Source organism: Ruegeria sp. HKCCA6837 (assembly GCF_013034475.1).
Classification (GTDB): Bacteria; Pseudomonadota; Alphaproteobacteria; order Rhodobacterales; family Rhodobacteraceae; genus Ruegeria.
The window spans coordinates 12,532-35,931 of the sequence record NZ_WQGD01000002.1; the positions used below are offsets into that span (position 1 = coordinate 12,532).

A 23,400-nucleotide genomic window follows, 5' to 3' on the forward strand; every position below is an offset into this window, starting at 1 on the left:
GGAGGCCAAACAGGAATCTATGATCTATTTGTGACGACGCAGAACCGGGGTTGCACCCGCTCGCGCATTCGTGAAAGTTGAGCCATGGAATACACACCTTTCCCAAGTTGGCCCGATGTCGCCCCCAAGTTGATCGAAGTCGCGGCCGGACGCGCGCCTGCAGACACGATCATTCAGGGCGGTGTTTGGGTAAACGTACACAGCCGCGAGTTACTGCCGGATCATTCCGTTGCGATTGCAGAAGGACGGATTGCTTTTGTGGGACCTGACGCCTCGCATTGCATCGGACCGAACACACAGATCATAGACGCGCGCGAGCGCTATATTTTGCCCGGCCTGTGCGATGCGCATATGCATATCGAATCTGGCATGCTCACCCCGACCGAATTCGCCCGTGCGGTCATCCCGCACGGTACGACCAGCATGTTCACCGACCCGCATGAGATCGCCAATGTGCTTGGTCTTGAAGGTGTGCGCATGATGCATGACGAAGCGATGATGCAACCGGTCAATATCTTCACCCAAATGCCATCTTGTGCGCCATCTGCGCCGGGGCTGGAAACCACGGGTTATGAAATCACGCCCGAAGATGTGACAGAAGCCATGAGTTGGCCAGGCATCATCGGGCTGGGTGAGATGATGAATTTTCCGGGCGTAATCCACGGCGATCCCAAGATGTTGGCCGAGATTGCAGCCACACAGCGAGCAGGCAAAACTGTGGGCGGACATTACGCTTCGCTTGATTTAGGATCTAATTTTGCAGCTTATGTGGCCGGTGGGCCAGCGGACGATCACGAAGGCACCTGCGAAGCCGACGCCATTGCTCGGGTTCGCCAAGGAATGCGGTCGATGATGCGCTTGGGCTCGGCCTGGTATGATGTCGAAAGCCAAATCACCGCCGTGACCGAGAAAGGGCTGGACCCGCGCAACTTCATTCTGTGTACCGATGACTGCCACTCGGGCACGTTGGTGAATGACGGACATATGAACCGCGTAGTGCGCCATGCGATTGCTTGTGGATGTGAGCCTCTGATCGCCTTGCAAATGGCGACAATCAACACAGCCACGCATTTCGGGCTGGAACGCGAAATCGGATCCGTCACGCCAGGACGGAGGGCGGATATCATTCTCAGCTCGGACCTGACGAGCCTGCCGATCGAGATAGTGATTGCACGAGGGAAAGTGGTCGCGGAAAACGGAGTAATTCAGGTCGATTGTCCGCATTTGAACTGGCCCCAAAAAGCGCGCAACACTGTTCATTTGGGCCATGCGCTAAGCTCGGCCGATTTTGAGATCAAGGCACCGGCCGGTGCGAACCGGGTACGGGCCAATGTCATCGGCGTAGTTGAAAACCAAGCCCCGACAAAGGCGCTGAAGGCCGAACTGCCAATCATTGGCGGGCTGGTCGAGGGCGAAGGTGATGTTTGCCAAATCGCTCTGGTCGAACGGCATCGGGCGACGGGTGGAGTGACCAATGCGTTTGTCTCGGGCTTTGGATATCAGGGCAAGATGGCCATGGCCTCGACCGTGGCGCATGACAGTCATCATATGATTGTCGTAGGCACGGATAAGGAACAGATGGCACTGGCAGCCAACCGACTGGCCGAAGTGGGTGGCGGCATTACCATTTTCCGCGACGGGCAGGAACTGGCGCTGGTCGAATTGCCCATTGCTGGCCTGATGTCCGACAGCCCCGCCGCCGAGGTCGCAGCCAAAGCCGATGAGATGGTGCAAGCCATGCAGGACTGCGGCTGTCATCTGAACAACGCGTATATGCAGCACTCTCTGCTGGCGCTGGTCGTGATCCCTGAACTCAGAATATCGGATCTGGGGTTGGTAGACGTGCGCACTTTCGAAAAAATCGACCTTTTGGAACCTTTGGCATGACGACACTTCTGACCCCTGACTCACAAGCGCCAGAGCAATTCACCGATCCAGCAGCCGCCGTTGCCCGTTTGGAAGAGCTTTACACACAAGCCACGGAATTCCTGTGCGACAGCTTTTCCAAGGCGATGCAAGAAGGTGCTCCGTCCGCACGATACAGAGCCTATTACCCGGAAATTCGCATTCAAACGTCCACTTACGCGCAGGTCGACAGCCGCCTGAGCTTTGGTCACGTCTCAGAGCCCGGCGTCCATGCCACCACGGTGACACGGCCCGATCTTTTCCGGTCTTACCTGACACAACAGATTGCTTTGTTGATCAAGAACCACGGCCAGCCGGTGACAATTGCGGCGTCAGAAACGCCCATCCCGGTGCATTTTGCTGTGGCGAACAATTCTGATCTGGTTGTGCCTCATCAGGGAGCGGCCGCGTTCACCCTGCGTGACGTGTTTGATGTACCAGATCTGAGCACAACCAACGACGACATCGTCAACGGTGTGCATGATCACGAGGATGTCGTTGGACCCCTGTCGCTGTTTACCGCCCAGCGCGTGGATTATTCGCTGGCTCGTCTGGCGCATTACACAGCGACCGATGCAAGCCATTTCCAGAACCACGTGCTGTTCACGAACTATCAGTTCTATGTCTCGGAATTCGAAAACTACGCCCGCGAGCAATTGGCAGATCCCGCCAGCGGCTATACCAGCTTTGTTTCGACCGGAAACGCCGAGATCACGGACCCAGAGGCAGCGATTGAACAGCCGCTGAAACTGCCGCAGATGCCGACCTATCACCTCAAGCGGGAAGACGGTTCGGGGATCACGTTGGTGAATATCGGTGTTGGTCCGTCGAATGCAAAAACCGCAACGGACCACATTGCGGTGCTGCGCCCACACGCCTGGTTAATGGTCGGCCATTGTGCCGGGCTGCGCAACACGCAGGCGTTGGGGGATTTCGTCCTTGCCCATGCCTATCTGCGCGACGACAAGGTTCTGGATGACGATCTGCCGGTCTGGGTTCCAATCCCACCCTTGGCCGAGATCCAGGTAGCGCTGGAACGCGCCGTGGCCGAAGTGACAGAGTTGGAAGGGTACGAACTGAAGCGGATCATGCGGACGGGCACTGTAGCCTCGGTCGATAATCGCAACTGGGAATTGCGCGATCAATCCGGTCCGGTCCAGCGCCTCAGCCAATCGCGGGCGATTGCGCTGGATATGGAAAGCGCCACCATCGCTGCAAATGGCTACCGCTTCCGTGTTCCCTACGGCACGTTGCTGTGCGTTTCGGACAAACCGCTACATGGCGAATTGAAGCTGCCAGGTATGGCCTCATCCTTTTATACCACGCAGGTCAGCCGTCATCTGGCTATCGGAATAAAAGCGATGGAACACTTGCGCGGCATGCCGCTGGAGCGGTTACACAGCCGGAAATTGCGTTCGTTTGACGAAACAGCCTTCCTCTGACGCAAAAAAGCAACGTTTTCCCCATATTTTTAGGGGTTTCAGCGCTACTATTCGTTGTGTTTGGCCACAATATCCCGTTACAGTTACGCGGTGAGGCCCTATAGATCGGGCACGTTAAGGAGACCAAGAAATGGCAAAGCCTATGACTAAGACTCAGCTGGTTGCTGCTCTCGCTGAGGAAATGGGAACCGACAAGAAATCGGCGAACGCCGCGCTTGAGGCCGTGACCGGCCTGATCACACGCGAAGTTTCTGCCGGTGGCGCAGTCACCCTGCCCGGCGTTGGCAAAATCTACTGCCGCGAGCGCCCCGAGCGTCAGGTTCGCAACCCGGCCACTGGTGAGACCTTCACCAAAGAAGCCGACAAGGTTGTGAAAATGACCATCGCGAAAGCGCTGAAGGACAGCGTGAACGGCTAAGTTCCGTTTTTCGACATGATCAAGGGCCGCCAATTGGGGGCCCTTTTTCTTTGGCCTCGGTTTCTTTGGCCTCAGTGCAGACTGAGCAAAACCTCAAGATCGCGCCGGCTTAGTCGCTCCATCAGCGACCGTTCGTCGGATGTGAGCTTTGCATCGCTGCGGATGTACTTTTCCAGATACAAAGCGATGTCGCTGGTCGGCCGATAATATAGATCGGGATCAAGCTGGCTGAGCGCATCCACAAGGCGCAGCAGAATTTTCTTCTGCTTCTCCGAGTCCAGATCTTTGCGTTTTTCTTCCAACACGTTCCGACCCTTTCAAATGCCCTTTGAAACATAGGGCAAAACCTACAGTCGCCAAGATAAGACGAAAAAGGGGCACCACAAGCGGCGCCCCTTGGAACATTCTTGAGACGGATAATTAGTGAACCGTCTCAACCTTATGGAAGTCCAGATCGCGGTCTTCTGGCATCGCATCGATGCTCAACACCTCTTTGCGCTTTGTGATCAGGATATAGACCATGCAGGCCAGATACAGGCCGACAACCACCGCTCCGATCCACTGGATTTGCAGCCACTGGCTTTGGAATAACAGGGTCAGAACAAACAACAGCGCAACGTTGCCAGCCACATAAGTGGCCTTACCGAACCGTTCGACCGTCATATTCAGGTTGTCGGTATACAAGCGGATCAACGAGTCGAGCGAGTTGATCACGAAGGTCACACCAACGATCACCATCGCGATATTGGTGATTCCTGCGGTGCTGATGCCGTTCAAATGGTAATAGTAGAGAACGGTGAACCAGATCCCCAGCGGGATGGATGGGAAGATCAGCAGCGCCGCCAGCAATTGCCACGTGGTCAGACCGCCCACAAATCGCGAGGTAAACTGACCAATCATGATCGACCAAGCGAACCACCAGAACAGATAGAAGGCGTGATAGTCGGTCAGCGGCAGGACAAACTTGTGGAGGTTGGCGAAATAAGCGCCGATATTGCTGCCGGTTTCCACAAAGCCAGTCACGCCCATGCCTGCCGCAGCCCACATTCCGATGATCAGCGCGAGGAACAGAAAGGTCGAACCCACCGACAGGATTCGCACATATTTCAGGTCAGTCGACGAGTAGGCTGCTGCCAGAATGACGACAAAAACGATTATGTAGAACGTTGTTACAACGGACTCTCCGTCTCCGACTTCGGGCAGGTAGCCGGGCAGATAGATCAGGAACAGGCTGGCGGTGAAGGCGCAGGTGCCGATGATGACCACGTTATTGATTAGCTTGACCAGCGGAATCTCAAAGAACTTCACGCGCGGTTCGATTACGCAGAAATAGAAGGCTGTCAGGAAGTAGAACGCCCAGATCAGGAAGCCCCAGAACCCAAACTCGATCGCCAGCGGGTTGGCAAATGCATAAGCAGGGTCCTCGGCATAGCCACCGAATTCTGTCAGTGGGAACATGATCAGGCCGACATCCAGACCGGATGTGAACAGGATCGCGATGAAAGTGAACAGATGAACCGGTGTCACACCAACGCAACGCAGGTTCCACCATTTCACGACGAAGAAAGCGACCAGACCCAATGCCAGCAGGACGCCAAAAGATAGAATGTACTCCAGAAGCACTGACAAACCTCCCTTGTTTGGTCAGATCGTCACGCCGTTATAGTTTATTGGCTGATCAATCAATAAAAACATGCACAAATCACACCGCATGTTACCTGCGTGTCTTTTTTGGCGCAGGCAACTTGCAGCGAGCTGGAAAATCGGGAACAGTCCGCCGAATATGACAGGGGGTCTCCATGGATCTGCGCGCCATAGCCATGGGGCTTACATTTGCTCTGATCTGGTCATCTGCCTTTACCTCGGCGCGGATCATCGTTGCAGATGCCTCACCTTTGTTCTCGCTGGCGTTGCGGTTCCTGATTTCTGGTGTTCTGGGCGTGATAATTGCAAGGGCAATGGGCCAAAGCTGGCACCTCACCCAAAACCAGTGGCGCGCGACGATCCTGTTCGGGATTTGTCAAAATGCCCTTTATTTGGGTCTGAATTTCTACGCAATGCAAACTGTTGAGGCTTCGGTTGCGGCCATTATTGCATCTACAATGCCTTTGTTGGTTGCACTTGCAGGATGGCTGATCTTTGGTGAAAAGCTACGTCCGCTGGGCATTCTGGGTCTCTTTGCCGGTTTCGCAGGTGTTGCTCTGATCATGAGCAGCAGGATAAGCGCTGGTGTTGACATGTTCGGTGTCGCGCTTTGCGGGATCGGGGCGCTTGCTTTGACATTCGCCACACTAGCTGTTCGCGGCGCGACGTCTGGCGGGAATTTCATGATGGTGGTAGGGCTTCAAATGCTGGTTGGCTCGGCCGTCTTGTTTGTCGCAGCACCTATCTTTGAAACCATTTATATCCACCCGACTCTGCCACTGGCACTGGCGTTCACTTATACAACTTTGTTCCCCGGGCTGCTCGCGACGCTGATTTGGTTCCTGCTGCTGGACCGCATCGGTGCCGTCCGGGCAGCGACCTTCCACTTCCTGAACCCCGTATTCGGGGTCACAATCGCAGCGATCTTGCTAGGTGAAAAACTAGGCGCGCTGGACGCGGTTGGTGTCACTGTCACAACCCTTGGAATTCTTGCAGTCCAGCTCTCGCGTCAGCCCGCTCAGGGCAGCAAGGCTTCGACCTGAGACAACAGCTTGCGGGAATCGGGTTTGACGTTTGAACCATAGGTCGCAACCACTTCGCCCGCTGGGTCGATCAGGATCTTGTTAAAGTTCCATTTCGGTGTGAACCCAGTCTGGGCGGCAACGGCTTTGTAAAACGGATGAGCGTCTTCTCCCTTGACCGGCGTAATATCTGTCATCGGCAACGTCAGCCCATAGTTGATCTCGCAGAACTGTTTTACCTCTTCTGCCGACCCAAGTTCCTGATTGAACGAATCTGAGGGAACCGCAAGCACGACCAGCCCTTTGCCGGAATAGGCCTCATGCACCCTTTGTAGAGCCTTATATTGCCCGGTGAACCCACAGTGTGATGCGGTATTGACCACCAGCACGGGTTGGCCACGCCAATCTTCAATGGCCAATGTGCCCCCGTCGATCGAGGCGAACTCACCGGTCACCGGCGCAGCCTGAACGGCGCGACCCAACAAGATCAAGGCAGTCAAAAGCAGCAATCTGAACATGTCTTGCCCTCCCTTTTTAATTTGATACGCAGAAAGGCACACTCCAGATTACTTGCACGACTGCGAGAGCGGTTTGAAATATCGCTTTGCTTTCCACCCTGCAGCCCCCAGATAATGGCGCAATAAAAAATTCTGCCGGAGGATCCATGACTCGCTATACCAAAGACCCCACGGCCATCGCTGCGCTTTCGCCCGAAGAGTTTCACGTCACTCAACGCAGCGGCACCGAACGTCCGGGCACTGGAAAATACCTGAAGAACAAGGAACCGGGTATCTATGTGGACATCGTATCGGGTGAGCCTCTTTTTGCCTCTACCCACAAATACGAATCCGGATGTGGCTGGCCCAGCTTTACCAAGCCGATCATCCATGAACATGTGGAAGAGTTTCGCGACACGACCCATGGTATGATCCGGACCGAGGTCCGCTCGAAACACGGCGACAGCCATCTGGGGCATGTCTTCCCCGATGGTCCGCGAGAACACGGCGGGCTACGTTATTGCATCAATTCCGCCTCTCTTCGGTTCGTCCATCGCGATGACATGGAAGCCGAAGGATATGGCGAATATCTGATTCATGTGGAGGACATCTGATGACTGAACAACGCGCTGTACTGGCCGGGGGATGCTTTTGGGGCATGCAGGACCTGATCCGCAAATTGCCGGGCGTTTCACGCACCCGCGTCGGTTACACCGGCGGCGATGTGCCCAACGCGACCTATCGCAACCACGGTACCCACGCCGAAGGGATCGAGATCTGGTTTGACCCGTCGCAGATCAGCTATCGCGACCTGCTGGAGTTCTTTTTCCAAATCCACGACCCGACCACGATTAACCGTCAGGGCAACGATCGCGGCATGAGCTATCGCTCGGCGATCTACTATTTGGACGACGCGCAAAAACAAGTCGCGTTCGATACCATCGCTGACGTGAACGCCAGTGGCTTGTGGCCCGGCAAGGTCGTGACCGAAGTCGAACCTGTCGGAGATTTCTGGGAGGCCGAGCCAGAGCACCAGGATTATCTGGAGCGCATTCCGAACGGCTATACCTGCCACTTCCCGCGCCCGGACTGGGTCTTGCCCAAACGCGCCAGCGCCGCAGAATAAAGCACCACCTGCCCGGCCTCTCTGAACCTTTCAGGGGGCTAGCCTGTCGCCACCCTTGGTCGCCCGCTTGCCTCAACCGTAATCATGGCTTCGACAAACACATCCTTGGCCTCGACCCGCGCCGTTTTGATATCGCGATCCACAATCACCCGGATATCTTCCGCACCAGCTTCTCTTACAGCGCCCTCAGCCTCTGACTTGAGAACACGTTCCAACAAATCCAGAGCTTCTTCGGACACCGCGAAATCCTGTGGCCCATCCTCCAGATGCACACGATACCGCCCTTCGGTCGGTGACGTGACCGTACCTGACCGCCGCATGGTCAGCCGGCCAACAACAGCACCGATCGCATTCGCTACACCTGCGTGCTCGGGCAAGATCATGCGACAATGCAACCGCTCGCCCACAGCCGGGTAATAGCTGGGGGCTGACGCACCAAGACCCACCACATCCACATTCAACGCGGCATTCAACGACAGCAACCCACGATGTTGCGCCAACCCACGCTGCGTCAACACATGTCGCGCCAACTCTTGTGGTGACAAGCCGAAACCATCCTGCTCTTCGTCAAAAGCAGCCTCTAACAAGGTCAAACTGGTCTGTTCCGTCAATTGATCCACGATCATCTGCGCCAACGCCTCTGGCGAATTTGCCAGCATGTCCCCAGATCCGACCCGTTTGCGGGCCACCAGCTCCAAGGCCTTGCGCGCTGCTTCGGCGTCCCAGGCATTGACGCGCCCAAGTACGTGACTGGCATCCGAGGGTGTCACACCCGAGACCTGAACGATCCCGCGGTCGACCAAGCGGTTCAGTGCGCCATTCTCCATCCGTGACCGCAGCAACGCGCCAAGGGGGAGGACCTGATCGCCCAGACGCTCCAACAAAATCTCTTCCCGTACGCCCACGCCGTCAGCATGGACCCCCGGCACGCGTCGCACAAATCGAGTGTCATGTTCTCCGACCGTTGTGGCTCGCAACTGTGTATCCAGAATGCCATGCACAACATCTGGCGCCTCTGCTGCGATCAAAGACACAGGTAGAACACGCCGTGGCCCCAGAAACACACCGCTCTGCAATCCTTCGGTCACTACGTGCACCTGGCTGTCGCCGCCCAGACCATGGGTACGCATCGCCACAGCCTCGACCATGGTTCGAAACCCACCCACTTGCGCACCGGCAGGATCAATCGCGGGCTTTCCATCCCGGATCAACGCCACATCCGTTGTGGTGCCACCAATGTCGGACACCAGCGCATTTTCCGTCCCGGTCAGCCAGCGCGCCCCGACGATCGAGGCCGCTGGGCCGCTGAGAATCGTTTCAATCGGGCGTTCCCGCGCCTGTTCGGCGCTCATCAATGCGCCATCGCCACGCACCACCATCATCGGGGCCGTGATCCCCAATGCGCGCAACTGATCTTGCGCGCGCCCGATCAGACGGTCGATCATGCCGATCAATCGTGCATTCAGAACCGCCGTCACAGCGCGCTTAGGGCCGTTCAGCTTGGCAGACAGGTGGTGCGAGCATGTCACCGGCGCACCGGTCTTTTGCAACACAACCCGCGCTGCTTCCAGCTCATGCGCCGGGTTGCGGGTCGCAAACTGAGATGCAATGGCAAAGCCCGAAACCCCTTTATGAGTGTCTAAAAACGCCTCCAAGGCGGCGACATCAAGCGGCGCGGCCTCGCCGCCCGAATGTGTGTGCCCACCCGCAATCACAAGGGCCGGATCGTCCTTTAGTGCGTCCTTCAAGCCATGTTTTTGCAGATCGCTGTGCTTGAACCCGATATAGATCAGGGCCACACGTCCACCCTGCCCCTCGACCAGAGCGTTTGTGGCCAGTGTTGTCGACAAAGACGCCATCGCGATCTGATCCGGCGCAACCTGCGCCTCTTCCAAAACACACGAAATCGCATTGCCCACGCCAATCGCCAGATCCGCGCGCGTGGTCAGGGACTTGGCCGAAGCAATCACCTCTTTCTCGTCCCGGATCAACACCGCGTCGGTATAGGTGCCGCCTGTATCTACCCCCAATGACAGCGTCATCGGATCCTCCTTACTGTTTGCTGCGGATGGGTGTAGCGGTTATGCGCGACGCGTCCAGCCTGTTTACGGCATTTATGACAACTGTTCCACCGCCCAGCGCGCCGCATCAGCCACGGCTGGATCCGGATCTTCTGTGAGCGCCCGAGCGACAGCTCTCAAACACGGCTGTCCCGAGTTTCCAATCGCATAAAGCACATTTCGCACGAACCGATCTCGCCCGATGCGCTTGATAGGTGATCCGGAAAATTTCGTGCGAAAACCCGCATCATCCAACGCGGCCAATTCGCTCAGTACAGGCGCTTTCAGATCGTCCCGGGCGGCATAACGTATGTCGCTCGCGGCAACAGCAAACTTGTTCCATGGGCAAGCCGCCAGACAATCATCGCATCCATAGATTCGATTACCCAACTTGCTACGCAACTCGATCTCCACCGGACCTCTATGTTCAATGGTCAGATATGAAATGCACCGCCGCGCATCTAACTGATACGGGGTTGGAAATGCGTCGGTCGGGCAGCTGTCCAAGCAAGCGCGACATGAACCGCAGTGATCTACCTCCGGCTCGTCCGTCGGTAGTTCAATTGTTGCAAAGACAGAGCCTATAAAGGCCCAATTACCCCATTCCCGACTCACTAAGTTGGTATGTTTTCCCTGCCACCCTAGTCCAGCCGCATGCCCCAATGCCTTTTCCGGGACGGGTGCGGTGTCGACAAACACCTTCACCTCACCTCCGGCTTCAGAAATCAGCCACCGCGCCAATCGCTTCAGCCGTTTCTTTACCAGATCATGGTAATCCTTGTTTTGCGCATAAACCGAAATCGCGCCCCGGTCTGGATAATTCAGAACCTCCGTCGGGTCATGTTCTGGCGTGTAACTTTCGGCCAACATGATCACCGACCGTGCCTCGGGCCACAAAGCACCAGGATCACCGCGCCAATGCACCCGCTCGGCCATCCACCCCATCTGTCCGTGATACCCGGCATCCAAAAATGCCCCAAGGCGCTCTGGCACCTGCGGAACATCCCATGGGCGGCATACTCGACACGCCACAAACCCCTCTGCCTGGGCCTGTTGTACCAGCTTTTTCTTCAGATCTGATCCGCTCTTCATCTGGCCAAAAATACCTTCGGGGGAATCGCGCCTCCGGCGCGATGGGGGCAGACAGCCCCCTGCTGAACCCTATCAGAAATCCAGATCGGCGTAATGAGGCGGCGGTCGAAACCCTGGCACCTGATCCGCCAGAATAGACCGAAACGCCGGGCGCGACTTGATCTTCGCGTACCAATCCTTGACCACCTGGCTGCGGTTCCAATCCACATCCGAGATATAGTCCAGCGCCGACAAATGCGCCGCCGCCGCGAAATCAGCCAATGTCATCTGATCTCCGGCCAGCCAACGGCGGTGATCCAGTAGCCATGCCATGTAGTCCAGATGATACTTGATCGCCTTGGCACCCTGTTTGACATTCTTGCTGTCCGGGTATCCCTGACAGGTCACTTTCTTGTTCACCCGCTCGTACAGCAGCTTGGACGTCACTTCGTGATGGAACTTGTCATCGAACCAGCCCACTAGGCGCCGGACCTCAAGCCGGGCTTCGGGGTTTTTCGGCATCAACGGCGGTTCGGGGCGGGTTTCTTCGATGTATTCGCAGATTGCTGCGCTTTCAGACATGATTTGCCCATCCAGACGCAGCACTGGTACTTTACCTGCCGGGTTGCGGCGCAGAAAATCCGGATCCTGTTCCCAGTATCGCTCCTCGACCAATTCAACTTCGATCTTCTTCTCTGCCAAAGACAATCGGACCTTGCGGCAATACGGAGATAGGGGAACATGAAACAGACGCGCCATGGGCTTCCAATCGAACCAGTGAATTCCTGACTGATTTAGCCCTTGAGGGAGGCGGGTTTCAATCCTCGAAACAATCTGCGCGACCATCTGCGCGGATGGTGGCCGCCCCATCCAGAATCGCAGCCGCACGCCGACGCGTGCGCACGCTTGGATCTGTGACCGAACGATTGCGCGGAGATGGCAGGATGGCAGCAATCCGGGCCGCCTGAACCGAGCTCAACTGCGCTGCACTTCTGTTGAAATAACGCTGTGCCGCTGCTTCAACGCCAAACACTCCGTTCCCGGTTTCTGCGACGTTCAGATAAACTTCCAGAATGCGTTGCTTGCTCCAGAAAACTTCGACCACCGGGGTGATCGAGGTTTCCATCGCTTTCCTGACCCAACTGCGCCCCTGCCACAGGAATACGTTCTTCACCACCTGTTGTGTGATGGTCGACGCACCGCGATTGCCGCCGCCCTCAATCGCGTTACGAATGGCCTCGACATCGAATCCCCAGTGCAGGCAAAAATTTGCATCCTCGGCCGCAACGACGGATCGCGCCATGATAGGAGAGATTTCTTCAATCGAGACCCATTCGCGTTCAACCTTGCCCAACCGCCGCCATTCCGACCAGATCGTGTGGGTTACAGGAGGGTTCACAACCGAATACAGCAAGACCAACGCGACAACCAACGCGACAGCCGCCAATGCGACTCGCATCACCCAACGGCGAAGTTGTTGCGCCACTGGTGTTTTCTTGCTGGATGCCTTCTTATTCTTACCGCTTGATTTGCGGGCTGCTTTCTTCGCCATGTCTCAGCTATACGACGCACCGCCTGGGTTTGAAACGACCTAAATCGCGAATGCGCGCGCCTCGCGCGGGTGAACCACCGGCCGCGCAGTTTCCAGAAACATCGGATCCGTCCCGGCCAGTTCGGGAAACAAATGCAACACTTCGCTTTGGGTTTCCCGGTCTGACGCTGATAAGGCATGACCCGGATAATAACTTTCGCTCTTTGCCCCATTGGCGATGATAATCTGATGCTGCCTGAACAACAGGTGGATATATTCCACTTCACCACCTTCGACACGTGTGACGGTATCGCCATTGACCAGAACATGGGCTGCAACCAGCGCCTCAGCATGTCCAAAAAAGTAGGATGCACGCCAATCTTCGATCAGCATTCTATGCTGCGGCGAGACAAGAAGTGGACGATCAAGATCAAAAACGCCTGTCTCAAAGCGGATCGGAGCTAATTTACCCTTGGCCTCGACCACCGTACGCCCCACCCAGATCAATGGTTGTGGGCCATGATCCAGCGTTGTGACCAGATCACCGGCTTTCAGATCTTCCACTGCGCGGTCTCCTTCGGGGGTTGCGATCATCGTGCCAGGTGTAAAACAGGGCGGACCCAGGGTACCGACATCCAATGGCCCTTGCGTGGTGACAAATGTGGTCGAAACCAACGTGCCGGGTTGTAGCACCTGACCGTCCGTCGGCGTAAAAACCCGAGAGCCATCGGCAAGATAAAACGTGGTTCCGACATACGTTACATTGCCGACGCCCGTCACGTTGATCGTCACCGTGTCCCCTGGCCAGGAGTTTGAAACGTCCTGGCCATTGACGGTATCACCGCTAGGCGCATCGATTTCGTTGTCATCATCCACATCCGTGAAATCAAGACTGACGACCGCAACAGCTGTTCCCACCGGCGGCGGGTTCGCCGGATCGAAGGTATAGAACTGGTCGCGATACGTTGTTGGCATACTTCTGCCCCCGATTTGCGCCACAGGATTTCCAAAATCATCCGTGGTTTTCGTTCAAATTCTACAAAGACTGGCGAAATTCCTGTGATTAGGCAAGAAACCTACTAAGACAGCGTAAACAAACCGGGCCTCGCGTGGTGCAAATGACACGCGAGGCCCGACTTTTAATACTGTTCAGCCTTAGATTGTTACATCAGGCTTCATTCAGCAGGAACTGCGGTGGCTTCGATACTCAGCGGATGGCTCAGTTTGTTCAGCATTTCCTTGGGGCACACCTGCAAAAAGTTGCCTTTTTCCATGTCCCAATGTTGCAGAATATCAACGGCTTTCCGGCTATCGGACTCTTCAGCGTGCCGCGTAATAAGAGCCTTCAACTGCTCTTCCCAATGTGCGACAGAAACCGGACAGGTGACAAGCGTCTCCATGTTCATCAGCGCTTGGGCCCTGCCTTCGGGATCATACAGATAAGCCATGCCGCCTGTCATACCAGCGCCAAAGTTGGCTCCGATATCGCCCAAGATCACTGCAACACCGCCGGTCATGTACTCACATCCGTTCGAGCCGCAGCCCTCGATGACCACCTTGGCACCTGAGTTCCGCACAGCAAACCGTTCACCTGCACGACCAGCGGCGAACAGATGACCGTCGGTGGCCCCGTAAAGGACCGTGTTGCCGATAATCGTGTTGTCATCCGCCTTCAAAGGGCTGACCTGCGGCGGGCGCACAACAATCGTGCCACCAGACAGACCTTTACCCACATAGTCGTTGGCATCGCCCGAAACCTCGAGCTTCAGTCCCGGCGCGGCAAACGCACCCAAAGACTGACCGGCCGAGCCCTGTAGTTTCACATGCAGATGGTCATCCTGGAACGTGTTCCGCATCCCGAAATTCTGCACAATGTGACTGGACACACGCGTACCTACCGTCCGATGCGTGTTCTGAATGGCGTAAGACAGCTGCATTTTTTCGCCATCTTTCAGGAACCGTGCAGCATCACGCACGATTTCGGCGTCAAGTGTATCCGGAACTGCGTTACGGTCCTTGTCCCGGTTATAAACGATGTCTTGTGCACCATCGACGGTGATCAGCAGCGGGTTCAGGTCCAGATCGTCCAAATGCGCAGACCCACGGCTGACCTGCGCCAGCAGATCCGCCCGGCCAATGATCTCATCCATCGAACGCGCGCCGAGGCTGGCCAGCAACTCGCGCACTTCTTGCGCGTAGAAGGTGATCAGGTTCACCACCTTGTCTGCATTGCCGGTGAACTTGGCGCGCAGGCTTTCGTCCTGCGTACACACGCCGACCGGGCAGGTGTTCGACTGACACTGACGCACCATGATGCAGCCCATCGCGATCAGGGCGGCAGTACCAATGCCGTATTCCTCGGCCCCCATCATCGCGGCCATAACGATGTCACGTCCAGTGCGCAGGCCACCATCGGTCCGCAAAGTTACGCGGTCGCGCAGGTTGTTCATCGCCAGCACCTGATGCGCTTCGGTCAGGCCCATCTCCCAAGGAAGACCGGCATATTTGATTGAGGTCGCCGGAGACGCACCAGTGCCACCATTGTGACCCGAAATAAGGATAATATCTGCTTTCGCCTTGGCTACACCGGCCGCAATCGTGCCCACGCCCGAAGATGCAACAAGCTTGACCGTCACCTTGCAACGCGGGTTGATCTGCTTGAGATCGTAGATCAACTGCGCCAGATCCTCGATCGAGTAGATATCGTGGTGCGGCGGCGGAGAGATCAGCGTCACGCCCTTGGTTGAGTGCCGCAAACGCGCGATCAGGTCCGTAACCTTCATGCCCGGCAACTGACCACCCTCACCGGGTTTCGCACCCTGGGCAACCTTGATTTCAAGTTCTTCACACTGGTTCAGGTATTCAGCGGTGACACCGAACCGACCCGAGGCAACCTGTTTGATCTTGGCCGATGGATTATCGCCATTGGGCTCTGGCACAAAATGCGCCGGATCTTCACCACCTTCGCCTGAATCAGACTTAGCACCGATCCGGTTCATCGCCACGTTCAGCGTCTTATGTGCCTCTGGCGAAAGCGCGCCCAGCGACATGCCCGGGGTGACAAACCGCTTGCGGATCGAGGTGATCGATTCGACCTCTTCGATCGGAATCGCTTTGCCCTTGGGTTTGAAGTCCATCAGATCACGCAGATGGATCGGCGGATTCGATTGCATCTTGGCGGAATACTGCTTCCACAGCTCATAGGAAGCGCGATTACATGCCATTTGCATCATGTGCATCGATGTGGCTTCCCACGCATGGGTCTCACCCGATTTCCGCGCCTTGTAGAATCCCCCGATAGGCAGCACGTCCAGACCACTGTCCCAGGCCTTTGCGTGGATTTCCTCAAGCTTGGTCTGGATACCGGTCACGCCAATACCCGAGATCCGGCTGGTCATGCCCGGGAAATACTCGGCAACCATAGCGCGGCTAAGGCCCACGGCCTCAAAATTCAGCCCGCCACGATAGGATGAGATCACTGAAATGCCCATCTTGGCCATGATCTTCAGAAGGCCCTGGTCGATGGCTTCGCGATACCGCGCAACATTCTCGGTCAAAGTTCCGTCCAGCAGGCCGCGGTCAATGCGGTCAGCCAGAGAATCTTCGGCCAAATATGCATTCACAACCGTCGCCCCGCAACCGATCAGAACGGCAAAGTAATGAGGATCGATACATTCGGCAGAACGCACGTTCAACGAGCAGAATGTCCGCAACCCTTGCCGGGTCAGATGAGAATGTATCGCGCTGGTCGCCAGGATCATTGGCATCGCAACCCGACCCTCGCCTGTGTTCATGTCGGACAACACGATATGCCCAGCGCCCGAGCGTACCGCCTCTTCAGATTCGGCTCTAACACGGGCCAAACCTGCGCTCAGCGCGCCGCGACCCGGTTCAAAGCTACAATCAACCTCGACCAACGGTGCATCAAAATTCTCGACCAAATTGTCCCATTGCGCATTGCCGACGAAGGGGCTTTCCAGGACGATGATTTCGGTCTGGCTGCTGTCCTCGTCCAACACGTTCTTTAGGTTGGCAAAGCGCGTTTTCAGCGACATCACCCGGTATTCACGCAAACTGTCGATCGGTGGGTTGGTCACCTGGCTAAAGTTCTGACGGAAGAAATGGCTAAGTGGCCGGTACTGTTTCGACAATACCGCCGAAGGGGTATCGTCACCCATCGACGCAAGCGCCTCTTTACCGTCTTCTGCCATCGGAGCGAGGATTTGCTCCAACTCCTCAACCGAATACCCTGCCGCGATCTGACGCTTGCGCAGCTCTTCGCCGGAAAAGATCGGGGCTTCGCTGACACCCGCCAGCGTGCCGTCAAGATCGTTGATCTTGCCGACCCACTCACCGAATGGCAACGCAGCGGCCAGCTTGTCCTTGATCTGCGTATCGCGGTACAGCTTGCCCTTTTTCATATCCACGGCCAGCATCTGACCCGGGCCAAGAGCCCCCTTTTCGGTTACGCTAGCCTCGTCAATCGGAACCATACCGGCCTCAGAGCCCGCGATAACAAGCCCGTCACCTGTCACGACATACCGCATCGGGCGCAGTCCGTTCCGGTCCAAACCGGCACAGACCCAGCGACCATCGGTCATCGCCAGCGCGGCGGGGCCGTCCCATGGCTCCATCACTGAGTTGCAGTAGGAATACATGTCGCGCCACGCCTGCGGCAACTCAACCGCCTGTTTAGACCAGCTTTCCGGCACCAGCATGGTCTTCGCCATGGGTGCGGAACGGCCTGCGCGCACCAAAACCTCGAAAACCGAGTCTAATGCGGCCGAATCTGATGATCCCCCCGCGATGATCGGTTTGATGTCTTCCGCATAATCGCCAAAGCTGTCCGAAGTCATCCGGATCTCGTGGCTTTTCATCCAGTTGATATTGCCCTTCAGGGTGTTGATCTCACCGTTATGCGCCAACATGCGGAACGGTTGCGCAAGCCACCATTGCGGGAAAGTGTTGGTCGAATAGCGTTGGTGGTAAATCGCAAAAGCTGATTCAAAACGCTCATCCATGAGGTCGGGATAGAAAACCGCTACCTGCTCGGCCAACATCATACCTTTGTAGATGATCGAACGACAGGACAGAGAGGCAAGATAGAGCCCGGAAATCCCAGCAGCCGCTGCAGCCTTTTCGATGCGGCGGCGGATTACGTACAACTCACGCTCAAAGGTCTCTTCATCCACGCCCTTGGAATTCGAGATCAGAATCTGTTCGATCTCGGGCCGGGTCGCATTGGCTTTTTCACCCAGGCACGTCACATCAACCGGTACGTGACGCCAGCCGTAGATGTAATAGCCCAAGCGCAGCACTTCGGTTTCCACAATGGTCCGGCACTGTTCCTGCGCGCCAAAATCGGTGCGGGGCAGAAAAACCTGACCTACTGCGATCAGCTCATCCAACTTGGGTTCGTGGCCGGTGCGGCGAATCTGGTCATAGAAAAATGGAACCGGGATCTGCACGTGAATACCCGCACCGTCACCGGTTTTACCGTCGGCATCAACTGCACCGCGATGCCAAATCGCCTTAAGCGCATCGATCCCTGCGTCTACCACCTTGCGCGACGGTTTGCCGTCGACGGATACTACAAGACCCACACCGCAGGAAGAATGCTCTTCTTCCTCGGAATAGAGACCGTTTTCCGCCATCCACTTGCGCTTGGCTTCCTCGGCCCGCACCCAATCGGCATCATATTTGGTCATTGGCTATTTCCTTCTTTCAAGGGAACGTTTGGCGACGAACCCTCTTAATCCTTGGGCTTACTCGGCTGCGATGGCCGCTTTGGCATTGAACCGGTCGATGATCGCGTCGGCGCAGTCGCGGCCGTCGCGGATCGCCCAGACCACTAGTGAAGCACCACGCACGATGTCACCAATGGCGTAAACACCGTCCATTTCAGTTTCTCCGGTCTGGAACGCGGCCTTTACGGTGCCCCAGCGTGTCACAGGCAGGTCCGGCTGGCCGAACAGGGTGGGCAGGTCTTCGGGTTCAAAGCCCAGCGCCTTGATCACCAGATCGGCCTCCTCCACGTAATCCGCACCTTCGATGACTTCGGGGGCCTGGCGACCCGACGCATCAGGCTGCCCCAGACGCATCTTTTGAACCATCACGCCCGTGACCTTATCGTCACCGGTGAAGCCTTTGGGCGCGCTCAGCCATTCAAAAACAACGCCTTCTTCCTCGGCGTTTTGCGTTTCACGCTGCGAGCCTGGCATATTGGCTCGGTCGCGACGATAAAGACATTTGACCGAGGTCGCTCCCTGACGGATCGAAGTACGCACGCAATCCATGGCGGTGTCGCCGCCGCCAATTACAACGACCTTTTTTCCTTCGGCATTCAGGCGGCCATTGTCAAAATCTTCGACGGCATCACCAAAACTTTTGCGGTTCGAGGCGGTCAGGAAGTCGATCGCCTTTTCAATTCCACCCAGCCCGCTTCCCGGCATGGACAGGTCGCGGGATTTATAAACGCCGGTGGCAATAATCACTGCGTCATGCCGGGCACGAATTTCTTCAAACTTGGTGGCGTCAACATCACAGTTCAGTTCGAACCGGACACCGCCATCGGCCAAAAGGTCATTGCGCCTTTGCACGATGTCCTTTTCAAGCTTGAAGCCCGGAATGCCATACATCAACAGGCCACCCGCACGGTCGTAGCGATCATATACTGTCACCTGAATACCTGCGCGGCGCAGCATATCCGCTGCAGCCAATCCACCGGGGCCACCGCCGATAATGCCCACACTCTCGCTGCGCTCCGCAGATGGGGTGGCCGGTTTCACCCAGCCGTTATCCCAGGCGGTGTCCGTGATGTATTTCTCAATGGTGCCGATGGTAACTGTGCCGTGACCCGATTGCTCGATGACGCAGTTGCCTTCACACAAGCGATCCTGTGGGCAGATTCGCCCGCAGATTTCGGGGAAAGTATTGGTCGCCTGACTTGTCTCATAGGCTTCTTCCAGTCGGCCAGTGGCGGTCAGATGCAGCCAATCCGGAATATTGTTGTGCAATGGGCAATGTGACTGGCAATACGGCACACCACATTGGCTGCAGCGGCTGGCCTGTTCGGCAGCTTTTTCGGCGGCGTATTCGGCATAGATTTCGTCAAAGTCTTCCTTGCGGTCACTTGCAGCACGCTTTTCCGGCATGACTCGGTCGATCTGCACAAATTTCAGCATCGGTTGCTTGGCCACGGGTCAGACTCCATGAATTGGCTTGGTCCGGTTTCTCTAAGAGATACCGCAGGGGATTAAAAGTCAATCATACTGACCTAAATAAAGAAAGTTTACTGTGTGGCGCTAATATTCTTGAAAAGTTCACTATTTTTAGCTCCGTATCGGACCTATATGTGCGCTTTCCTTTTCCCCACCACCCTTATACCCATAATTCGCAAGCATTACGTGACCGCAAATTGGCAGGGCAGATGAGTCTTTTTCACCTGATTCTCGTAGCAATTGTTCAGGGAATCACTGAGTTTTTGCCCATATCATCATCAGGTCATCTGATCCTGCTTCCAAACCTCACTGGTCTTCAGGATCAAGGTCAAGCCATTGATGTTGCAGTGCATGTTGGAACGCTGGGCGCGGTTGTTCTGTATTTCTGGTCGGATGTAAAACAAGCCCTTGCGGGGTTGCCTGGGGCCTTGCTTGGCCGGGCAGATACGCCACAGACGCGACTGGCACTGGGCCTCATCCTAGCGACGATTCCAACGGTGATTGCAGGTCTGATTCTACATCTGACCGGGTTAAGCGATGCCATGCGCTCGATCGCCGTAATCGGCTGGGCTATGCTTGGTTTTGGCCTGGTTCTGTATTGGGTCGATCAGAGCAGTCCGGAAACCAAAGAGAGCAGTGCGTGGGGCGTCCGTGATGCGTTCATCATGGGGCTGTGGCAAGTTCTTGCACTGATTCCCGGCACGTCGCGCTCGGGGATCACAATCACCGGGGCGCGCAAATTGGGCTATACCCGCGAGGACGGGGCGAAGATAGCCATGCTGATGTCAATCCCGACGATTCTGGCGTCTGGCGCTTTGTTGGCTGTGGACGTGATGCGCGACGCTGACGCGCAACTGGCACGTGACGGCGCCATTGCCGCTGTCTTTGCGTTTATCGCGGCCCTTCTGGCGCTCAGCCTGATGATGCGTTTGCTGCGCAGCGTCAGTTTCACGCCCTACGTCATCTACCGAGTCATTCTTGGCGCTATCCTGCTGATCATGGCCTATAGCTGATCAGATACGCAGGTTTTTGGCCGAGTTCTGAATGTCGTCATACTGGCCCGACGGACGGAACTTCCACAGGTACTCGGGCAGCACCGATTCCAAGGTGGTCGGTGTGATCCCAAGATCGGCAAAAGACTTAGCCTCATCGGCAACCACATTGTCATTCCGCAGATTCTTCAACTGATCTCGGGACAGAATATTGTTCGGGAACAACTGGAAGCTGACAAACTTAATGATGTCCAGAACACCCGCCATGATCCGTGCTGCAAAAAAAGGCATACCAATGATGACGCGGCGACGGTGAATCACATCCAGCATTTGCTGCATCAAAGCGCGGAATGTCTTCACCTCGGGTCCGCCCAACTCGTACACGCCAGGCTCAGCCTGTCCCAGAACGCCCTTAACTGCGGCCTGGGCCACATCATCCACATAAACCGGCTGAAATTTGGTTTCGGCACCAACCAACGGCAGGAACGGCCCCATGCGTGTCATTCCGGCAAAGCGGTTAAAGAACTGATCTTCGGTACCAAAAATAACAGAAGGCCGCAGGATCACGGCATCTGGCATATGCTTCAGCACACCGGCCTCACCCTGCGCCTTGGTCTGAGAATATTCGCTGGCAGAATTTGCATCGGCACCAATGGCCGAGACATGAACCATCCGCTCAATCCCCTGCTCTGCCGCCAAACGCGCGATCCGCTCCGCCCCTTCGGCCTGCACGGCGCCAAAGTCGTTTTTGCCCAGCTCGTTCAGGACGCCGACGCAGTTTACCACGACATCCGCACTGTGCATGGCCTGGGCAACCGACGCGTCATCGCGGATATTGCACAACACCGGCTCAACCTGACCGACGACACCATAAGGTTTCACGAACATCGCCTCGTTCGGGCGGCGCACCGCCACACGAACGCGCCATCCCTCACTCGCCATGCGCCGCGCGATGTAGCGGCCGACAAATCCAGATCCGCCATAAATCGTCACAAGTTTCGACATGAGAGGGCTCCTGCTGAGAAATTGCGCCCTAGACCTAACGCCCGCAGCCCTTCCAAACAAGGCGCTAATTCGCCGCGAGGATGGTGAAATTCAAAGGCACAAATCGGGGGGCAAAGCCCAAATTCAAAAAACTTTCAAAAATCTCCGCGAATCTGGTTGACGCCCTCTGCCACTGGGCTTAAACGCCCCCTCACGACACCTGCCCAGGTGGCGGAATTGGTAGACGCGCTAGCTTCAGGTGCTAGTGTCCGTATGGACGTGGAGGTTCGAGTCCTCTCCTGGGCACCATATCTCAGAAATAAGTATTTGATTTAACTTATATTATCGGTTTTTCTCCCCTTTTTATCCACCCCGATATCCACCCTTAATAACACCGTGTCTGCGTTTTCCGAGGATACTGAGGGATTCCGAAGGTTAGTAACTGTTGGTGTTAATAAATGTTGAAATGGACAAACGCGGGGGAGCGGGAAATTGGGGTTTCCCCGTAGCCTAAAGCTATAGCCAGTTCGTTTCGCACCATGCGGTTCATATCGCGCAGTAAAAGTCGCCTTCACATCAATCGTCAATCTAAGTACGGGTATTTCCCTGAGCGAATACGCGCCGCTTAAATGGCAAGATTTAGCCGTGCAAAAACCCGCCTATTTGCGGCCCATCGCAAATACTCTAAGACAAAAATCGCGTTTTGAGGGTTTAGGAAAATGAAGCTCAGCGGGCTAGAGTTTTTTTGTATTGTTCTGGCAAGTGCCGCTGCGGTGGCAGGTTTTGCAGGAGCTGCCATTCAACTAATTGCAGTCATTTAGCGATGGGTTCTGAATTCCCGTAACCTCGAAGTTAGTTGCCAGCCTGTCCAAGTATTGTATTAGCGACCTGTTGGACGTTTCCTCCCAATGCTCCAACTCCGCAGCAAGGCGATAATACGTGCGCCAGTGCATCCCCTTCGGCTTCGTTTCTTCCATAAGATCCGGATCGTCCAAACAACCCAGGCGTTCACGTATTTTATCTGCACGCCTTTGGTTCCTTTGAAAAGCGGCTTCTCGCTGGGACGGGTAGGCGAGTTGATGGCATAGTCGGCATGCAAAGATTCGTCCGCCATAAAGTTTAGCGACGCGCCTACCACACCCGCGTGCTGGGCAGGCGAACCACTGTCGATTTCCGCCGTAGTGACATGGCTGCGCAAGAAGGCGCACTGGATAGTCGTGGCTTTCCCATTCGTCGCCGTGGTCCCGGCTGCGATAGATGAGTCGCACACACCCATGCTCGGCCAGTACGTCGATGTTGGCGACTTTTTTGCCTTCGATAGACCATTGCCAAGAAAAGCGCCGTCCAGGCATCAGAAAGCCCTCACGCGCCCAGCGCCGGACATCGATGCTGCGATAATCGGAAGTCGTGTTCTTTGCTCCCCAATGCCAGTGCCGACCACTTCCAATACCGCCCATTTGCTTCTCCTGATTTTATCGAAATCATAAG

19 protein-coding genes and 1 tRNA gene are annotated in these 23,400 nt (G+C 56.0%); 8 read left to right on the forward strand and 12 right to left on the reverse strand.

Features of this window, described 5'->3' with window-relative positions:
* The first annotated feature begins 84 nt into the window (after positions 1 to 84).
* The 3 genes from ade to GOV91_RS04385 all read left to right on the forward strand — a co-directional run bounded on the left by ade (position 85) and on the right by GOV91_RS04385 (position 3,765).
* Positions 85 to 1,887, forward strand: coding sequence for an adenine deaminase (ade, locus tag GOV91_RS04375; protein ID WP_171234585.1), 1,803 nt, complete (start codon positions 85 to 87; stop codon positions 1,885 to 1,887).
* Positions 1,884 to 3,347, forward strand: a complete 1,464-nt coding sequence (locus GOV91_RS04380; protein ID WP_171178831.1) for an AMP nucleosidase — start codon at positions 1,884 to 1,886, stop codon at positions 3,345 to 3,347. Before ade ends, GOV91_RS04380 begins: the two co-directional genes overlap by 4 nt.
* A gap of 130 nt (positions 3,348 to 3,477) precedes the next feature.
* A complete protein-coding gene (locus tag GOV91_RS04385; protein WP_050605937.1) occupies positions 3,478 to 3,765 on the forward strand; it encodes an HU family DNA-binding protein in 288 nt (95 codons plus the stop codon).
* Between the two features lie 71 nt (positions 3,766 to 3,836).
* Here the strand turns inward: GOV91_RS04385 and GOV91_RS04390 are convergent, their stop codons facing one another.
* Both GOV91_RS04390 and GOV91_RS04395 read right to left on the reverse strand, forming a co-directional pair.
* Positions 3,837 to 4,070: a hypothetical protein gene (locus tag GOV91_RS04390; protein ID WP_171234586.1), complete on the reverse strand. Its 234-nt coding sequence runs from the start codon at positions 4,068 to 4,070 to the stop codon at positions 3,837 to 3,839.
* Between the two features lie 115 nt (positions 4,071 to 4,185).
* The gene (locus GOV91_RS04395) at positions 4,186 to 5,382 is read right to left on the reverse strand and encodes a BCCT family transporter (RefSeq protein ID WP_171234833.1); all 1,197 of its coding nucleotides are present in this window, start codon (positions 5,380 to 5,382) and stop codon (positions 4,186 to 4,188) included.
* A 182-nt stretch (positions 5,383 to 5,564) separates the two neighbouring features.
* Here GOV91_RS04395 and GOV91_RS04400 point away from each other — a divergent pair, with 182 nt between their 5' ends.
* Positions 5,565 to 6,452, forward strand: coding sequence for a DMT family transporter (locus tag GOV91_RS04400; protein WP_171234587.1), 888 nt, complete (start codon positions 5,565 to 5,567; stop codon positions 6,450 to 6,452).
* Here the strand turns inward: GOV91_RS04400 and GOV91_RS04405 are convergent.
* Positions 6,428 to 6,949 carry a glutathione peroxidase gene (locus tag GOV91_RS04405; RefSeq protein ID WP_171234588.1) on the reverse strand — a complete coding sequence of 174 codons (522 nt, stop codon included), beginning with the start codon at positions 6,947 to 6,949 and terminating at the stop codon, positions 6,428 to 6,430. The genes GOV91_RS04400 and GOV91_RS04405 overlap by 25 nt on opposite strands.
* 146 nt (positions 6,950 to 7,095) lie before the next feature.
* Here GOV91_RS04405 and msrB point away from each other — a divergent pair, with 146 nt between their 5' ends.
* Positions 7,096 to 7,542, forward strand: a complete 447-nt coding sequence (gene msrB, locus GOV91_RS04410) for a peptide-methionine (R)-S-oxide reductase MsrB (RefSeq protein WP_171234589.1) — start codon at positions 7,096 to 7,098, stop codon at positions 7,540 to 7,542.
* Positions 7,542 to 8,054, forward strand: a complete 513-nt coding sequence (gene msrA / locus GOV91_RS04415; protein ID WP_171234590.1) for a peptide-methionine (S)-S-oxide reductase MsrA — start codon at positions 7,542 to 7,544, stop codon at positions 8,052 to 8,054. Before msrB ends, msrA begins: the two co-directional genes overlap by 1 nt.
* 38 nt (positions 8,055 to 8,092) lie before the next feature.
* Here msrA and GOV91_RS04420 read toward each other — a convergent pair whose 3' ends face one another.
* The 7 genes from GOV91_RS04420 to GOV91_RS04450 form a co-directional block, all read right to left on the reverse strand.
* Positions 8,093 to 10,096, reverse strand: a complete 2,004-nt coding sequence (locus tag GOV91_RS04420; RefSeq protein WP_171234591.1) for a hydantoinase/oxoprolinase family protein — start codon at positions 10,094 to 10,096, stop codon at positions 8,093 to 8,095.
* A 72-nt stretch (positions 10,097 to 10,168) separates the two neighbouring features.
* Positions 10,169 to 11,206 carry a tRNA epoxyqueuosine(34) reductase QueG gene (queG, locus tag GOV91_RS04425; protein ID WP_171234592.1) on the reverse strand — a complete coding sequence of 346 codons (1,038 nt, stop codon included), beginning with the start codon at positions 11,204 to 11,206 and terminating at the stop codon, positions 10,169 to 10,171.
* Between the two features lie 72 nt (positions 11,207 to 11,278).
* Positions 11,279 to 11,944: a glutathione S-transferase family protein gene (locus GOV91_RS04430; RefSeq protein WP_171234593.1), complete on the reverse strand. Its 666-nt coding sequence runs from the start codon at positions 11,942 to 11,944 to the stop codon at positions 11,279 to 11,281.
* 58 nt (positions 11,945 to 12,002) lie between these two features.
* A complete protein-coding gene (gene mtgA, locus GOV91_RS04435) occupies positions 12,003 to 12,737 on the reverse strand; it encodes a monofunctional biosynthetic peptidoglycan transglycosylase (protein ID WP_171234594.1) in 735 nt (244 codons plus the stop codon).
* 39 nt (positions 12,738 to 12,776) lie between these two features.
* Positions 12,777 to 13,691, reverse strand: a complete 915-nt coding sequence (locus GOV91_RS04440; RefSeq protein WP_171234595.1) for a Hint domain-containing protein — start codon at positions 13,689 to 13,691, stop codon at positions 12,777 to 12,779.
* Between the two features lie 200 nt (positions 13,692 to 13,891).
* Positions 13,892 to 18,424, reverse strand: a complete 4,533-nt coding sequence (gene gltB, locus GOV91_RS04445; protein WP_171234596.1) for a glutamate synthase large subunit — start codon at positions 18,422 to 18,424, stop codon at positions 13,892 to 13,894.
* A gap of 57 nt (positions 18,425 to 18,481) precedes the next feature.
* Entirely contained in the window at positions 18,482 to 19,915 is a 1,434-nt protein-coding gene (locus tag GOV91_RS04450) for an NAD(P)-dependent oxidoreductase (RefSeq protein ID WP_171234597.1), read from the reverse strand.
* A gap of 230 nt (positions 19,916 to 20,145) precedes the next feature.
* Here GOV91_RS04450 and GOV91_RS04455 point away from each other — a divergent pair, with 230 nt between their 5' ends.
* Positions 20,146 to 20,949, forward strand: coding sequence for an undecaprenyl-diphosphate phosphatase (locus GOV91_RS04455; RefSeq protein ID WP_171234598.1), 804 nt, complete (start codon positions 20,146 to 20,148; stop codon positions 20,947 to 20,949).
* Here the strand turns inward: GOV91_RS04455 and GOV91_RS04460 are convergent, their stop codons facing one another.
* The gene (locus tag GOV91_RS04460; protein ID WP_171234599.1) at positions 20,950 to 21,933 is read right to left on the reverse strand and encodes a complex I NDUFA9 subunit family protein; all 984 of its coding nucleotides are present in this window, start codon (positions 21,931 to 21,933) and stop codon (positions 20,950 to 20,952) included.
* Positions 21,934 to 22,134: 201 nt separating this feature from the next.
* On the opposite strand from GOV91_RS04460, the gene GOV91_RS04465 reads away from it, so the two are divergent.
* Positions 22,135 to 22,221 (forward strand) — tRNA-Leu (locus tag GOV91_RS04465).
* Between the two features lie 494 nt (positions 22,222 to 22,715).
* Here GOV91_RS04465 and GOV91_RS04470 read toward each other — a convergent pair.
* Entirely contained in the window at positions 22,716 to 23,369 is a 654-nt protein-coding gene (locus GOV91_RS04470; protein ID WP_174836524.1) for a hypothetical protein, read from the reverse strand.
* Positions 23,370 to 23,400: the final 31 nt, after the last annotated feature.

Coding starts and splice junctions, on each gene's coding strand:
- ade (WP_171234585.1), top strand. CDS start 85: ATGGAATACACACCTTTCCCAAGTTGGCCCGATGTCGCCCCCAAGTTG.
- queG (WP_171234592.1), bottom strand. CDS start 11,206: ATGAAGAGCGGATCAGATCTGAAGAAAAAGCTGGTACAACAGGCCCAG.
- GOV91_RS04385 (WP_050605937.1), top strand. CDS start 3,478: ATGGCAAAGCCTATGACTAAGACTCAGCTGGTTGCTGCTCTCGCTGAG.
- GOV91_RS04400 (WP_171234587.1), top strand. CDS start 5,565: ATGGATCTGCGCGCCATAGCCATGGGGCTTACATTTGCTCTGATCTGG.
- GOV91_RS04380 (WP_171178831.1), top strand. CDS start 1,884: ATGACGACACTTCTGACCCCTGACTCACAAGCGCCAGAGCAATTCACC.
- GOV91_RS04440 (WP_171234595.1), bottom strand. CDS start 13,691: ATGCCAACAACGTATCGCGACCAGTTCTATACCTTCGATCCGGCGAAC.
- msrA (WP_171234590.1), top strand. CDS start 7,542: ATGACTGAACAACGCGCTGTACTGGCCGGGGGATGCTTTTGGGGCATG.
- GOV91_RS04470 (WP_174836524.1), bottom strand. CDS start 23,369: ATGGGCGGTATTGGAAGTGGTCGGCACTGGCATTGGGGAGCAAAGAAC.
- msrB (WP_171234589.1), top strand. CDS start 7,096: ATGACTCGCTATACCAAAGACCCCACGGCCATCGCTGCGCTTTCGCCC.
- GOV91_RS04430 (WP_171234593.1), bottom strand. CDS start 11,944: ATGGCGCGTCTGTTTCATGTTCCCCTATCTCCGTATTGCCGCAAGGTC.
- GOV91_RS04460 (WP_171234599.1), bottom strand. CDS start 21,933: ATGTCGAAACTTGTGACGATTTATGGCGGATCTGGATTTGTCGGCCGC.
- GOV91_RS04405 (WP_171234588.1), bottom strand. CDS start 6,949: ATGTTCAGATTGCTGCTTTTGACTGCCTTGATCTTGTTGGGTCGCGCC.
- gltB (WP_171234596.1), bottom strand. CDS start 18,424: ATGACCAAATATGATGCCGATTGGGTGCGGGCCGAGGAAGCCAAGCGC.
- GOV91_RS04455 (WP_171234598.1), top strand. CDS start 20,146: ATGAGTCTTTTTCACCTGATTCTCGTAGCAATTGTTCAGGGAATCACT.
- GOV91_RS04420 (WP_171234591.1), bottom strand. CDS start 10,096: ATGACGCTGTCATTGGGGGTAGATACAGGCGGCACCTATACCGACGCG.
- mtgA (WP_171234594.1), bottom strand. CDS start 12,737: ATGGCGAAGAAAGCAGCCCGCAAATCAAGCGGTAAGAATAAGAAGGCA.